This window comes from Brachyspira pilosicoli, from assembly GCF_036997485.1.
Taxonomy (GTDB): Bacteria; Spirochaetota; Brachyspiria; order Brachyspirales; family Brachyspiraceae; genus Brachyspira; species Brachyspira pilosicoli_C.
Genome location: NZ_JAWLPU010000001.1, coordinates 587,872 through 603,432 on the forward strand (window position 1 = coordinate 587,872; position 15,561 = coordinate 603,432).

A 15,561-nucleotide genomic window follows, 5' to 3' on the forward strand; every position below is an offset into this window, starting at 1 on the left:
TTCTTTTATACCAATAAAAGAACTGGGGGCGTGGGGGCAAAGCCACCACAAGCAAAAAACTTAAATTCTTTTAAGATATGTTAAACAACTATATTTTACAATGTAATTTTTTGTTTTATTCAACTTTTTCCCGCCGCAAAAAGTTGCAAAAAGTGCAAGTTATATGTTGTAATATGTATTAACATAAAATAATATATGATTTTGGATATGCTTAAAAGTTAGTTTTTTTAATGCAGCCTTTTTGGTTCTTTGTGGCAACAAAAGAACTGGGGGTGTGGGGGCTAGTCCCCGCAAATAATAAAAAACTTAAAAACTAAATTTTGACAAAATATGCTTGTTTCAGTATAATCTAACTATGACAGAAGAAAATAAAAAAGATTTGAGAATCATAAAAACTCAAAAATTATTAAAACAATCTTTACTCGAACTTTTTAAAACTCACTCCTTTAATGATATCACTGTTACAGAAATATGCGAAAAATCTATGATTAATAGGGTTACATTTTATGACCACTACAATAATAAAGAAGAACTTTTAAATAGCATCATAGAAGATATAAAAGAAGATATTATAAAAGAATTGAGGGACGATAATTTAATTTATAATTTTAAAAAGAATTACAGAAAAATAATAGAAAAAATAATAAACTATTTTGATAATAACAAACAATATTTTAATACTTCATTAGTTAATTATAACAACACCCTTCTATTTATATCTCTTCTTCACAAGATTTTATTAGGTTACTTAAATGAATGGTTAAAAGATGAGGAGAATATAGTAATACAAGAATTTATATCTGGTGGTTTGGTATCAATAATATATCATTGGATAAAGGAAGACAGGAATATAAATAAAGATATATTAGTTAATAATATATGTAATTTATTAGAGAAGAGCTTAAAATAAATTATATATATTAGTTTTAATAAAAAATGCAATAAAAAAATATAGTAAAATAATAAAAAAGGGTATATAATAAATAATCGTTTTAATAAATAGGAGTATAGGTTATGTCCAAAGAAAAAAAAGAAATGATTTATGAAGGTAAGGCAAAAAAAGTTTATTCTACTGATAATGCTGATGAGATAATAGTTTATTATAAAGATGATGCCACAGCTTTTAACGGCGAAAAGAAAGGCTCTATAAAAGATAAAGGCGTCATGAACAATGAGATTACTACTTTACTTTTTAAGATGTTGGAGAAGAATGGTGTTAAGACACATTTTATAGAAAAGTTATCTGACAGAGAACAGCTTTGCCAGAAAGTAAAAATATTTCCATTGGAAGTGATAGTAAGAAATTTAATAGCAGGTTCTATGGCTAAAAGACTTGGTATAGAAGAAGGTACAGTTCCGCCTAATACTATTTTTGAGATATGCTATAAAAATGATGAATACGGCGATCCGCTTATTAATGACCATCATGCTGTTGCTTTAAAACTTGCTACTTATGATGAATTGAAATATATATATGAAGTAACTTCTAAAGTAAATAATTTATTAAAAGAAGCTTTAGATAAAATAGGAATTACATTAGTAGATTTTAAAGTAGAGTTTGGTAAAAATTCAAAAGGTGAAATACTTTTAGCAGATGAAATCACACCTGACACTTGCCGCTTCTGGGATAAGGCTACTGGAAAAAAATTGGATAAAGATAGATTTAGAAGAGATTTAGGTTCTATAGAAGAGGCTTATATAGAAGTATTAAACAGACTTAACAATATTTAAATAAATTTATATTATTATTTTTGAGGGGGCTTAACTATTAGTTTAGCCCTTTCATTTTTACACAATTTATTATATTTACTTTGACAAATAATATATAATTTTGTATAATGTATTATAAAGTTTAAGGAGTTTGTTATGTATTTAGTAAACCTAATGGAACAAAAAGTTTCTAAGTTGGCAGATGCATATCTACAAAAGAAAAATATTCCAGTTAATAGCAATATGCGTATGGATATTATTGCATATACATTAAATAGAGTAAAACCAGAATATGTTACAAGTGCTAGGGGGGTATTGTACAGCTATAAAGACCCTATAGAAGATAATAAAGAAGTTTTAAATATTATATCTCAAGCTTGTGAGGTTGTTACAAAAAGAAGAGAAAGCAATGCTTCTTCAGATACTATACCAGTTATAGAAGAAAGCGGTTATTATATTACTTATCCGAGCATAATGGGTAATTTATTTGCTTCTAATAATACTGACAGAATAGAGAGCGCTAAGGTTTATATGTTCAGCAATAATGCTTTATTAAAGGGATATGGAGTTAACTTTCCAAATCCTGCTATAGTTGCTAAAAATGTGGCTGGTAAATATATGTTTTGTTTTATGCCGCAAAAGACTGATTCTAATAAAAAAATAGATGTTAATTTGGATATAGTGGTAGAAGCTGAGAACTATCAAAAATTTAAGAGTTCTTTAACTTTTACTGTACAGCCTGAATATTATAATGCTGGTGATATGCCGTTATTTTCGGTTGAAGAAGTTAATGATATATCACTTGTAGAAAATAAATAAGTTATTTAATTTATTAAAAAATAAATAAAAATATTTTAAGTCGATATTGTTGTAGGTTAATGAGATTTGTAAAGTTTGTAGTATTAATATGTTTTATAATATTTGGTATAATGATACTAAACATCATACATAAAAACAAAGCAGTGTATGATAAAAAAAATATGGTCCGTCCTTTTTCTTATAGTGATATAGTCTATTGCGTAAATGGGGAGGTAAAATCTTTGGCTTCCCTTTCATTTACAACATCATTTGACGATTTATCTAATTTGTTTGATATAGATAGAAACATGATTTATAATAATATTCTAAAGAAAACCATAAATATATACGAAAACTTTGCTGAAATTAATGTATTTATTTCCCAAAAAAAAATAGAACAGATTACTCTTAATATTACAAATAATATTGATATGTCTTTAAGCAGTATATTTAAGAATTTAGACAAATGCAATATATCATTGGAAACAGAAAAAATAGAAAATCCTAATGGTGATAGTTTAGCTGATATTTATACTCATAATGGAGATAGATATAAATTAGTGATAACTAAAACTGAAAGTGATTTGTCTATAGATTATGTGAATTTAAAAATTAATTAATTGACATAAAATAAACATTATATATAATAGATATCATCATAGAATTCGTAAAGGACATATCGATGAAACTCAAACACACAAGCAATTTTATAAAAAAAGATACTGTTGCAATCTTTGTTAAGGTTGAAAAAGAAAAACCTAAAGTTTGCACATTTAATGATGAGTATATAAAATTATTTAATAGTTTAGTAAAAGACAAATATTATACCATATCAACTCCATTTGCATTTGCTTTTTCGAGCAATACTAGAGTAATTTATATTACTTATAAAGAAGTAAAAAACTATATTTATGAAACTTGGAAAAATGCAGGCGCTTCTTTAATAAGAATAATGAATCAGCTGCATATATCTGATATAGAAGTAGATATGGCTGAGTTATTTGCTGAAATTGGTTCTGAAGAATCTTATATACAATTTTGTTTAGGAATGTTTTTAGCTTCTTACAGTTTTGATTATTATTTTGGAGAAAAAAGACTTAAAGAAAAGAACAATATTAATAATATTTTACTTGTTTCTGACCATAAAAAAGATACTGAAAATGCTATTAATATTGCTTCTAATATATCTGAGCATATTTGTTGGGCAAGGGATATGGTTAATGAACCAAGCAATACTATTAATTCTTTAACATTTATAGATAGGGCAAAAAAGATTGCAGAAAAGAAAAAATTAACTGCAACTATATTAGATGAAAAACAATTAAAAACATTAAAGATGAATGGAATATTGGGAGTTAATGCTGGAAGTAAGAATCCTCCAAGATTACTTTGTATGCAATATAAAAAAGCTAAGGCTAAAAAGAATATAGTATTAGTTGGTAAAGGTATAACATTTGATACAGGCGGAATGAGTTTGAAGCCTGCTGATAGTATGCTTGGAATGAAAGATGATATGGCTGGTGCTGCTGCAGTTTGCGGAGCTTTATTTTTGGCTGCTGATATGAATCTTGATGCTAATGTTACTGCTATTTGTCCTCTAACAGACAACAAAACAGGAAGCGGGGCTATTAACCCTGGTGATATATTAAAAATGTATAATGGTGTTACTGTTGAGATTATTAGTACAGATGCAGAAGGAAGATTAATACTTGCTGATGCTCTTGCTTATGGTATAGAAAAATATAAACCTGATTATATAATAGATATAGCTACATTAACAGGTGCTTGTTCTATAGCTTTGGGAAGACATGCTACAGGACTTCTTTCTACAGATGAAAAATTATCTAAGGCTCTTAAAGAGGCTGGTGATGATACTTATGAAAGAGTATGGGAGCTTCCTATGTTTGATGAGTATAAAGAGCAAATAAAATCTGATGTAGCTGATATAAAAAACACTGGCGGAAGATATGCTGGTGCTATCACTGCTGCACAATTTCTTTCATACTTCACTGAAGGAACTAAATGGGCTCACTTGGATATAGCATGCTCTTCTATATCTGATGCCAATGAAAAATATTTAGCTAAAGGTGCTACTGGTGTTGGAGTTTATTTATTAGAAAAAACTATAGAAAAGCTAATAGAAATTAATTAATAATAATTATTATATATTTTTTAAGAGTTCTACTATATTGGTAGAACTCTTTTATTTTTAAATCATTTTTATAAATAATTTATAATATATTTTAGCTTACTCTATCACTCTTCATTTTATAAACTTTGTCAGCTATATTGAGAGTAGATGTTCTATGCGAAACAAGTACAATAGTTTTATTTTTGCTATTATCTTTTACAGATTTTAATATAACAGCTTCGTTCAAACTATCAAGATTGCTTGTAGGCTCATCAAGAAGCATAAAAGATGCTTTATGTAAAAAACTTCTTGCTATGCCAATACGTTGTTTTTCTCCGCCTGATAAAGTGTCTCCGAGTTCTCCTACATTAGTATCATATCCATTTGGAAGGCTCATTATAAAGTCATGTAATGATGCTTTTTTGCATGCTTCAATAACTTCTTCTCTTGTAGCATCTTTATCTGCTATTTTTATATTATTTTCTATGGTGTCTTTAAAAATAGATGTTTCTTGTGTTACATAGCTTTCAATATCCCTTAAACTATCAGTGTTAATATCTTTTATATTAGAGCCAGATATTTTTAAGCTTCCTTTTTTTATATCCCAAAATCGCATAAATAGTTTAAGTAGTGTAGATTTTCCGCTTCCGCTTTTTCCGCTTATTCCTATTATCTTATTAGGCTCTATTTGTAAGTTGTAATCATTTAATATCTCTTCGCCTTCATAATCAAAGCATACATTCTCGCATTCAAGTCCATTAAACTCTAAATTACTCTCTCCGTCATAAACTTCTTCTACAATAGGCTCTTCTGCAAGCAAATTAAGAACTCTCTCACCGCTTGCTAATGTCATAAATAAATTGTTTGATAAATTACTCAATGCTATTACAGGTCCGAATGAACTTGCCATTGCTATGGTAGGTATTAATATGTTAGATAAATCCTTGTCTTTTGATATTAACACACTTACTACAAGAATAGCTAATGTAAATAATGATACTGCTGAAGTGGTGAGTCCTGATATTATGCCTTCATATTTTTTTAGTTTTTTATTTAAATCCATTAAGTCATCAGTTTTATTTTCTATTGCTTGTATTCTTTTTTCACCGTACCCAAATTGAAGTATCTCTTTTATACCCCATAAACTGTCAAGAAAATAGCTGTTTAATTTACCAAAATTATTTCTGTATTCCATTCCGTCATTTTTTCCAAACTTTGATGAAAAATAAGGAATGATAAACCCTATAGTAAAATATCCTAATAATGCAATAGCTCCCAATACAATATTAAAGCTTCCTATAAATATTGTCATAATTATTGAAGTTAATACGCCTATAGCTATTGGTGAAATTGTATGAGCATAAAATACCTCAAGAAGTTCGATGTCGCTTGTAATAAGTGCTATTAAATTTCCTTTATCTCTTCCTTCAAGTTTTGCAGGGGATAATTTTCTTAGAGCCTTAAAAACCTTATCTCTAATTAATGCAAGCAATTTAAAAGCTATAAAGTGATTGCTTAACTGTTCAACATAGTGAAGCAAACCTCTTAAAGCTGCAAGCACCAAAACAGTAATGAATATTGTTTTTATTGTAAAGAAATTATTTAACCCTAAAAAAGTTAATATGGCATATCCGCCAAGAATTGTTATAGATATAGCACACAAGAATCCCAAGATTCCTGTAGTTATTGCCAATATCATAACATGCATAAGCGGAGCAATTAGCCCGATTAATTGTGCCATAATTTTAATACCGCTTCTTCGCATCATTTAAACTCCAATTTATTATTTTTTAGTATTATTATTTGTGGGGACTAGCCCCCACACCCCCACTTCTTTTGCGACCGAAGGAAGTGCCCTTGCGGCGTGCCACAAAGAAGCAAAAAGGCTATATTTTGAATAGCTTTATAATTTATATGTCTAAAATATAATCAATTATTTTATAGCTATTATTATTTGCACTTTTTGCAACTTTGACGAAGTCCACACCGTGTAAGGCGGGAAAAAGTTGAACAAAATATATTTTTTATATATACACTACAATTTTTACAGTTTCTAAAAACTAACTTTTATTTTTTATTATTTTCGGGGACTAGTCCCCGAACCCCTACTTCTTTTATTGGTATAAAAGAAGCAAAAGAACTGTATTTTTTTATCAAAACTAATTATTTTATACTAAATTATTATATTCATAAAAAATCAGAAATTGACAAAATATAATTTTTTAAATATATAATTATATCGCTATGCTTAAACTCTCTCCTTTTGTTATGCTCTCTAAATTTGTTTGCTCATTAAATATTCTCGCATACTCTCCATTTATACTCATCAATTCATTATGCGTACCTTCCTCCTCTATAACGCCGTCTTTTAAAAAATATATCTTGTCTGAAGGTATGCAGTTATAAAGCCTATGAGATATTAATATAACCGTTTTCTCTTTAGCAATATCTCTTATAATCTCCATAATGCTCTCCTCACTTTCAACATCAACATTAGAAGTAGCCTCATCAAATATATATATATCAGCATTAAAAAGTATAGCCCTTGCTAATGCTAATCTCTGTTTTTGTCCGCCTGATAGGTTGGAAGCTTTCTCCATTATCTTTGTATTAAGACCGTCTTCAGTTTGTAAGAAATCATAAAGCTCTACTTTTTTTAATGCTTCATCCATCTTTCTTTCTGTGATAGTGCTTCCTGCCATTTTTAAATTATCATATACAGTGCCTTCAAATAAATAACTGTTATGATCAACTACCACTATTTTTTTATATAAATCATTTTTGTCTATTGTAGATAGTTCAATATCACCTATTTTTATAGAGCCTTTATAATTTTCATTTTTTAAAGATATGAGTCCTGCAATGGTGCTTTTTCCAGAACCAGAAACTCCCACTATAGAAACAAATGATTTTTCTTTTATATTTAGATTTATATTTTTTAATATGGTTTTATCTTCGTTGTATGCAAAACTTACATTGTTAAAAATAATCTCTTCATTGTCTTTATTTATTTTATTTACTCTATTTTTATCTTCAGGCATATCAAGTATTTCAAACATCTTATCGCTTGCAGATATTCCATTCATAGCTATATGGAAGAATGAACCCAAAAGTCTTAAAGGAATAAAAAACTCTGCAGAAAGCATTATTATAGTGAATGTGCCTGCAAGGTTGATATTTCCTTTCATATATTCAAGTATAGATACTATCACTCCTAAAGCAGCCCCGCCATAAGCAATTATGTCCATTATAGTAGTAGAGTTTAATTGCATAAAAAGAAGATTCATTGTAGCAATTCTAAACTTTTCTGCTTCAATATTCATCTCTTCATTTTTCTTTTCATCAGCTTTATATATTTTTAAAGTGGTAAGCCCCTGCACGTCTTCTAAAAATATCTCTCCCAAATCGCTATAGCTTCCCCAATATTTTTTTAATATCTTCTTTGCAATTTTTACTATAGCAACTATTGATAAAGGTATAAGAGGTACACATATTAAAAGTATAACAGCTGATTTTATGCTGATAGTAGAAAGGACACAAAAAAGCACAATAGGAGCTATCATACTATAAAAGAATTGCGGCAAATAACGTCCAAAATAAGTTTCTAATTGATCAACACCTTCCATAGATATTTGAACAATCTCGCTTGTTGAAAATTTTTCTTTATATCTGCTTCCAAGTGTAAGAAGTTTTGAGTACATTTTTTCTCTTAAAGTTTGTTTCACTCTGCCAGAAGCATAATACGACATTTGAGATAATAAAATATTAAATCTAAATCTTAAAATTATTATAACAAAAAAAGCAATACATAATGTTATAATATCTTCTTTTGTTATATTTTTTTGATATGCTTTTTGTATAATATCTGCCATAAAAAATATTGCAGCTATATTAAGAGCTAAATTGGCAAGCTGTATTATTACATGCCAAGCTATATATTTTCTGGAATCCCCCATTAAAGCTATAAGCCTTTTATTAATCATAATTTTTCCTTTATCATATATATATTATTTTCTATTGTATCAACGTATTAATAAATAGTTCTCTTAATTATCTCTTTTATAACAAAACTATCATAATCTCCTTTCATCATGGAACTCATTATAAATGAAAATATAGTATCTATAAATTTACCCTCCGTAAAATTATCATCAAAAGCATCACTTCTCACTTTTTTATCATTCGAAAGAGTTTTGTATAATCCATCTTTCATATGTTTTATTATAGTGTTCATCATATTCACACCCTTATTCTTATTTTTACCAAATATCATAGAAGAGTGATAAGAAAAAAAGTTAGGATATTTTTTATTTCCTTTATCTAAACTTTGAAAAATTATATCAACACTGTCTATAAAACTGTCAGATTCTAAACATACATTTGAAGGATGAAATATATCAAACCACACACTTCCAACAACAGCAATAGTAAGTTCTTCTTTTGATTTAAAATAGTTATATATAGAACCAACCGCTATATTTGAAGCCTCAGCAACCGAGCGCATATTTATAGCATTTAGTCCTTTCTTTTTTATTAACTCTCTGCTTGCTTTTAATATTTCTTCTTTTGAAGTTATTATATTATTCATAAAAAACACCTCAATTAAAAATAATACCGAGTACCTATGCTTATTCTACCAAACCCAGCCATATTTAACTTTCTAGGATATCCAAGTTTAGCACCATTAATAATATCATGTATCCCGCCGCCAAATTCTAATACTATAGAAGAATGCTTGCTTACATTTATATTAAAACCAGCACCCCCTCCAACTTCCCAATAAAAAGGCTCTTCAAATAAAAATTTATGACTAGTATTAGGATTAAATGATATAAATCCAAAACTTCCAAAAGCAAAACCGTATCTTGATATGCTTATCTTCTCATCATAAGAATCTCTGCTGCCAAAAGTAATTTTCTGCATAAATCCTAATTCATATAAATCTGGATTATCATCATATATCTTCGAACCTACTATAGAAGTATAGCTTTTCATCTCAAAATTATTATACTTAAATAGTTTAAAACCTAATTCTATATTAACACTTGTCTTTATAGTATCTGCACTGCTATATAAACCTATAGAAAAAAATCTGTTATCAATAGGAGATTCAATAGCGTTTCTTTTCTCCTCCTCTGTGTAAATAATATCAAAAAAACTAAATATAAAAATATTAACTATAATAATATATCTATTCATAAAAAACTATCCAAATCATTATTTTATTATTCTTCAAACTCAGCATTATTTTCTACTCTATCATCATATTTTATAGTTTTTATGCATATAAAAAAATATAAATATTTTGCTATTATTAAAACAACTAATGCTATTCTCGCATGTAAATTATTCACAAATATAAATGCAATTATAAGCATAATAGTTACAGGTATAAGTATACTAAGTTTAGATTTCAAAGTCATAGATTTTGATTTAACAAAACTCTCTAAATGTTTTTTATAAAGTTTTGTAGATATAAACCAATCATGAAATTTCTTTGAACCCTTAGCAAAAAAGAATCCAGATAAAAGTAAAAAAGGTGCAGTAGGAAGTATAGGAATTATCACTCCTACAATGCCTATACCCATAAATAAAAAACCTAAAACTATAAATAATACTCTCATAATTTTCAGCCTTATATTGAACTTTGTTCAAAATCTTCGTAAAATAAAAGTTCAATATAAAACCAACCATATTGAACATTGTTCATTATAAACCATGTTTTTAATTTTGTCAACAAAAACCATATATAATCATAAAGCTTTTTTCTTAATATTATTTCTATCTAAAGCTTCTTTTAATAATTCACCATTTGGATATCGTCTTTTAGACATATTAATATATTTTTGATAGTTTTCTTCATCTTTAGTTTTAAAATAATACTGTGAAAGCCAGATGTATGATAAATACTTTTGATATTCTTCTTTAGCATTATTTAAAGCATTATTAATATATTCAAATGCCTTTTTGTTGCTTCCGCCTGCTATAGCTGGAGCATGCATATAGCCTATACCTGTGCCGAGAAGAGCAAAAAAGTTTTTACTGTCTTTTTCTAATATTTTTTTATATATATCTTTGCTTTTTGAACCAAAAGAAATTTTTTCTGGAACATTGCTGAAGTAAACTATGTAATTCATCAATTCTGATACGCTTATTAAATAGTCAATATCATCAGACTTTTCATAATCTTTATTTTCTTCTATGGCTTTTTTTAAATAATTATATTTTTCTTTTTCATTAGTTATTTTTTTTGAATAAATTAAATAATATATATTTTTATAAGTTTGAGATGAACTATTTTCTATTTCTTTTATATCATAATTAGATGAATAATAACTATTATAAAAACTGTTAATATCTTTGGAATTATAAGAATATAAAAGTCCTGAGAATAATGATAATATAATAATTAAACATTTCATATATAAATCTCCTAACAAGTTTTTTAAGTGAACAGTGTTCAGTTTGTATTAAAAAATAAAAGCCCGAATAAATACAGACCTTTATAATTCTTGTTTATTCTAAATAATTAATTATTTTTTGTCAACATTGAAAAACAAATATTTAAATAAATTACATAATAACTATATTTTTGCATAAAAACTATTTTATTAAAGAGAGAAATATATCTTTCCGCTTTCTATATCTGCTTTAACTACAAAAATTTTAACTCTATCCCCAAGCTCATACATCTTAACTTTATCAATATAAATACTTTGCATATCCTCATAAAATCTATAATTAGCACCAACATAAGTAGACTCAATAAAACCTTCTATATCAAGCCCTTCTATCTCAACTGTAATACCATTCCTTGAAAGCAAACTAATAAACCCATAATATTCATCTCCAAGTCTGTCTTTCATATACCTCGCCGCTTTTATTTGCCTTAATTGCCTCTCTGCCTTTTTTGATGTTCTGTCAAGCAAAGTACATTCATCTGCTATCGTCTTATATTTGTTATCATCATTAATATATGTTTTTTTATCTATAATATAATCTTTTACTATTCTATGTATTATTAAATCGACATACCTTCTTATAGGCGAAGTAAAATAAGTATAATAATCAAAACCCAAACCGAAATGACTTTTATTAACTACACTATATGATGATGGTGTCATAGAACGCATTAAAACACCAGTAAGAAGTTTCTCTTCTGACTTTCCTTTTATCTTTTCTAAAAAGTCAATTAAATCATAATTATTTTCATCTAACTTTTTTAATTCATAGCCTTTATTGTGTGCTAATATTTTAAAATTATTAAATCTATAATTATCAGGTGCGCCATGATAGCGGTATATTACAGCCTCATAGTCTTTTAACTTTTTTGCTATTTCACTATTAGCCAAAAGCATTAAAGACTCTATTATAAGCATAGATTCCTTTTTCTCTTCAGCATAAAACTCTATAGGAACACCATTATCATCTAATACTATATTAATATCATCATTCTCAAAATCTACACCCTTGCTTCTTTTTTTATGCAATATGTTTTTTACTTCCAAAGCATTGTTTATAAGCTCAATAAGCCAATCTTCATCATTAGCTTTTTTGTTTATAATATCTTCTACGTAATTGTAAGATAATTTTTTGTCCGAGTTTATAATGCTTTTAACTACATCGCTTGCCAAAATATTCCCATCTTTATCTATAACGCAAATTAAAGTCAAAGTAAATCTATCAACTTTTTCATTGAGTGAAATGATGTCATTTGAAAGAATCTCTGGAAACATATTATATACTTTATCTATTAAGTAAGTGGAGTTTCCTCTTTTTTTTGCTTCTATATCAAGAGGAGAATCAGCCTCTATAAAATGGCTGACATCAGAAATATGCACATACACTTTATAATTATCTTCTATCTTTTCTATGCTAAATGCATCGTCTAAGTCTTTTGAATGCTCTGAGTCTATTGTAACAGTTTTTAAACTCCTCAAATCAGCCCTATCAGCAATATCATTAAAATTAGCATTGTTATTAATATTTTCTGCTAACTTTAATAAATCATCAGAAAAGTTTAATTTAATATTATAAGCATCTGCTATTATCTCTGAATCTAATTTAGCATCATCTATATTAATATTTATTTTTTTAGCGTGAACTGAAGTTTTTACAGCTTCTTTGTTGGCACTATTTGGGTTTATAAATAAATACCCAGCTTTAGTTACCCTAAGTAAATTGCTGTCAGTTTTTTGTATATATCCATCGCTGATTGCTTTTCTTATTAAATTAGTAAGAGAAGTTTTTTCTAATGGAGTTTTTGCATTAAATTTTATAAATACATTATAGTCCATTTGATTTTTAGACAATTTTGCTATAAGTTCTTCTATGGTTTTCATAAATACTCTCTCAAAAATAATAATAAATTATACTAAAGTGATTGCATTTTGTCAAAAATTATTTTTATAATTTTGAACATTTGCGGGGGACAGTATCAGCAAATATTTTACTATATATATTGGAATATGTATTAACTATAAAATAATACCTGCATTTTAGCATAAAAAATGCAGTCTTTTTGCTTCTTTGGGTCACCAAAAGAAGTAGGGGTGCGGGGACTAGTCCACGAAAACAACAAAATTTAAAAACAAAAAATTGACAAACTTAAAAATTTTCAGTATATACCAAAAAAAGAAGTGGGTGTGTGTAGCTATAGGGCACGCTTCGCAGAGGGCTAGTCCCCCATAAATATTTTAAATTACAAAATATAACTTTTAACAAACTTAAAAATTTTAGTGTATATAAACAATTATATTTTGTCATATAAGTTTTTATTTTATTCAACTTTTTCCCGCAGCAAAAAGTTTTTACCCTACGGGTACGCTTTGCGAAAGTGCAAATATTTTATAAAAAATATAACCATAATAATATAGTGAAATAAATTTATTATAGATAATAATAAAAAATTATACCCAATATATGTATATTGATTTTTTATTTTAATTATTTATACTTTTAAAATTAGTAATAAAAATATAAACAACAATGGAGGTATATAATGAAAAAACTAATTCTATCATTTTTATTGGGTATCTTTACTATATCTTGTTCAAATAATAATAATATATTAGATGCCATACTAAATAATGATTTAGAAGGTCTCAAAAAATTAATAAATAAAGAAAATATTAATACTGGAATAACCATAAAGGATGAGGTTTCTATATTAGATAGATCTTATGAGATTAATAAAGAAACTCCTATCATATTAGCTGTACTTAATAAAAATAAAGATATGATAAGATATCTGCTTGATAATGGTGCTGATCCTTCTATTTATGATGGCAGAGAGAGAAATGCTTTTCTTTGGGCTTGCGGTGCAGGTGATGTTGAAATTATACAGATGTTAGTTGAACATGATCCTAATTTAGTTAATTCAAGAAGTGGCAATAATGCTAATGGAATTATTATAGCAGCGGATTTTCGTAATATAGATGTATTTGAATATTTAGTAAAAGATTTAGGTCTTGATGTAAATCACATGGATGATTTAGGAGTAACTGCTCTGCTTTTATCTCGTAAAAAAGAGGCTAAAGAAAAATTAATAGAGCTTGGTGCAAAAAGATAAGAATAATAAAAAGTTAGCCATAGCAGCCAATAACTTTAGTTGCTGGCTTATATTGGCGATGCTGTAGGTAAGGAGCCTTATGGTTGGCATAGTAATAATAAAATATAATTTATAAAAATTGTGAGCCTCTAGCAAATTTATTTGATAGAGTTTGATTAGCGAACAATTTTTATTAGTAATAATAGGAACTCAAATGGTAAAAAAATATATTGTATTAATTATTGTTGGAGTAGTTTTAATGGTAAATGATTCTTATGGTATAACTCAAGATGAAAGAAATTTTCTTCATGCATGCCGTTATGGTCAAATGTATGTAATTGAAGAATTAATTGATAAAGTTAATATTAATGTTCAAGATGAAGAAGACGGATTTACTCCTTTAATGAATGCTGTAACAGAAGGAGAAATAGAGGTTGTTAAAATTTTATTAGAGCATAATGCAGATGTTATTAAAATAAAAGATAATAAGGGAAGAAATGCATTTTTCTGGGCTGCTGTTTTAGATGAACTTGAAATCTTAAAACTATTTGAAAAATATAATCCTGATTTTAATGTGTCAGATAATTATGGTTCTAATGTTTTCTTTTTTACTAGAAAAAAGGAAACCGTTAATTATTTCATTCAACATGGTGCAGATATAAATAAAAAAAATAAATCTGGAAGAACTCCCTTAATACAGCATTCTTTAGCATATGAAAATCAAGAACATGTAAAGTTTTTACTTGAAAAAGGTGCTGATATTAATGCTCAAGATAATGAAGGTGTTACTACATTAATGTTTGCTGTTCAAACTGATAAAGTACAAATAATAGATATATGTTTATCAGAAAATGCAGATATTAATATAAAAGATAATGAAGGAAAAACAGCTTTATTTCATACAATATCATCTTTTGGTGTTTTAGAGAATGTTAAGGCAATGACGGAAGATATGTTTGGAGATCATGCCAAAACAGACTATATAAAAGATTATATGAATCAGAAGAAAATGGAAGAGACAGATAGGGCTATTAGACTTATAAAGTTATTAGTATCTAATGGTGCCGATATTAATGCTCAAGACAATAAAGGAAATACTTTATTAATGTATGCTATAGCACTTCGCAATGAACCTCTTATAAATGAGATATTAAAATTAAATCCTGATGTGAATATAAAAAATAAAAAAGGAAAAACAGCTAATGATATGGCAAAGGAGTACGGTTATAAAATAGTAAAATAGTGAATGTTTTATAAATTGTAATATTTATGTTTTAATTTATATGTAATGATAATAAAAAATTAAAACTATATAGAACTAATAAAAAACTTGTGAGTGTAGTAACAAATAAGTTTTTTATATATAATAAAA

The 15,561-nt window shown here is 27.2% G+C and carries 14 protein-coding genes; 7 read left to right on the top strand and 7 right to left on the bottom strand.

The genetic code is table 11. From position 1 onward, the window contains the following. Positions 1-355: 355 nt before the first annotated feature. From R4I97_RS02505 to R4I97_RS02525, 5 genes are all read left to right on the top strand, one after another. Positions 356-910, top strand: coding sequence for a TetR/AcrR family transcriptional regulator (locus R4I97_RS02505; RefSeq protein WP_335783561.1), 555 nt, complete (start codon positions 356-358; stop codon positions 908-910). 104 nt (positions 911-1,014) lie between these two features. After that, positions 1,015-1,731 (top strand): phosphoribosylaminoimidazolesuccinocarboxamide synthase, encoded by a 717-nt coding sequence (gene purC / locus R4I97_RS02510; RefSeq protein WP_335783562.1) that lies wholly within the window; start codon positions 1,015-1,017, stop codon positions 1,729-1,731. 135 nt (positions 1,732-1,866) lie between these two features. Then, entirely contained in the window at positions 1,867-2,529 is a 663-nt protein-coding gene (locus tag R4I97_RS02515) for a late competence development ComFB family protein (protein ID WP_335783563.1), read from the top strand. A gap of 59 nt (positions 2,530-2,588) precedes the next feature. Next, on the top strand, positions 2,589-3,128 hold the full coding sequence (locus tag R4I97_RS02520; RefSeq protein WP_335783564.1) for a hypothetical protein: 540 nt from the start codon (positions 2,589-2,591) through the stop codon (positions 3,126-3,128). Positions 3,129-3,190: 62 nt separating this feature from the next. Next, positions 3,191-4,660, top strand: a complete 1,470-nt coding sequence (locus R4I97_RS02525) for a leucyl aminopeptidase (protein ID WP_335783565.1) — start codon at positions 3,191-3,193, stop codon at positions 4,658-4,660. Between the two features lie 91 nt (positions 4,661-4,751). Here the strand turns inward: R4I97_RS02525 and R4I97_RS02530 are convergent, their stop codons facing one another. The 7 genes from R4I97_RS02530 to R4I97_RS02560 all read right to left on the bottom strand — a co-directional run bounded on the left by R4I97_RS02530 (position 4,752) and on the right by R4I97_RS02560 (position 12,981). Next, positions 4,752-6,404, bottom strand: a complete 1,653-nt coding sequence (locus R4I97_RS02530; protein ID WP_335784053.1) for an ABC transporter ATP-binding protein — start codon at positions 6,402-6,404, stop codon at positions 4,752-4,754. Between the two features lie 469 nt (positions 6,405-6,873). Beyond that, positions 6,874-8,622 (bottom strand): ABC transporter ATP-binding protein/permease, encoded by a 1,749-nt coding sequence (locus R4I97_RS02535; RefSeq protein WP_335783566.1) that lies wholly within the window; start codon positions 8,620-8,622, stop codon positions 6,874-6,876. A 47-nt stretch (positions 8,623-8,669) separates the two neighbouring features. Beyond that, on the bottom strand, positions 8,670-9,227 hold the full coding sequence (locus R4I97_RS02540) for a TetR/AcrR family transcriptional regulator (RefSeq protein WP_335783567.1): 558 nt from the start codon (positions 9,225-9,227) through the stop codon (positions 8,670-8,672). A 14-nt stretch (positions 9,228-9,241) separates the two neighbouring features. After that, entirely contained in the window at positions 9,242-9,838 is a 597-nt protein-coding gene (locus R4I97_RS02545; RefSeq protein ID WP_335783568.1) for a hypothetical protein, read from the bottom strand. Between the two features lie 26 nt (positions 9,839-9,864). Then, positions 9,865-10,263: a YbaN family protein gene (locus R4I97_RS02550; RefSeq protein ID WP_335783569.1), complete on the bottom strand. Its 399-nt coding sequence runs from the start codon at positions 10,261-10,263 to the stop codon at positions 9,865-9,867. 129 nt (positions 10,264-10,392) lie between these two features. Then, positions 10,393-11,061, bottom strand: coding sequence for a hypothetical protein (locus R4I97_RS02555; protein WP_335783570.1), 669 nt, complete (start codon positions 11,059-11,061; stop codon positions 10,393-10,395). A gap of 189 nt (positions 11,062-11,250) precedes the next feature. Next, positions 11,251-12,981, bottom strand: coding sequence for an RNB domain-containing ribonuclease (locus R4I97_RS02560; RefSeq protein WP_335783571.1), 1,731 nt, complete (start codon positions 12,979-12,981; stop codon positions 11,251-11,253). Positions 12,982-13,640: 659 nt separating this feature from the next. Here R4I97_RS02560 and R4I97_RS02565 point away from each other — a divergent pair. Together R4I97_RS02565 and R4I97_RS02570 are read left to right on the top strand one after the other, a co-directional pair. Continuing rightward, the gene (locus R4I97_RS02565) at positions 13,641-14,210 is read left to right on the top strand and encodes an ankyrin repeat domain-containing protein (RefSeq protein WP_335783572.1); all 570 of its coding nucleotides are present in this window, start codon (positions 13,641-13,643) and stop codon (positions 14,208-14,210) included. Between the two features lie 193 nt (positions 14,211-14,403). Next, the gene (locus R4I97_RS02570) at positions 14,404-15,432 is read left to right on the top strand and encodes an ankyrin repeat domain-containing protein (protein WP_335783573.1); all 1,029 of its coding nucleotides are present in this window, start codon (positions 14,404-14,406) and stop codon (positions 15,430-15,432) included. Positions 15,433-15,561: the final 129 nt, after the last annotated feature.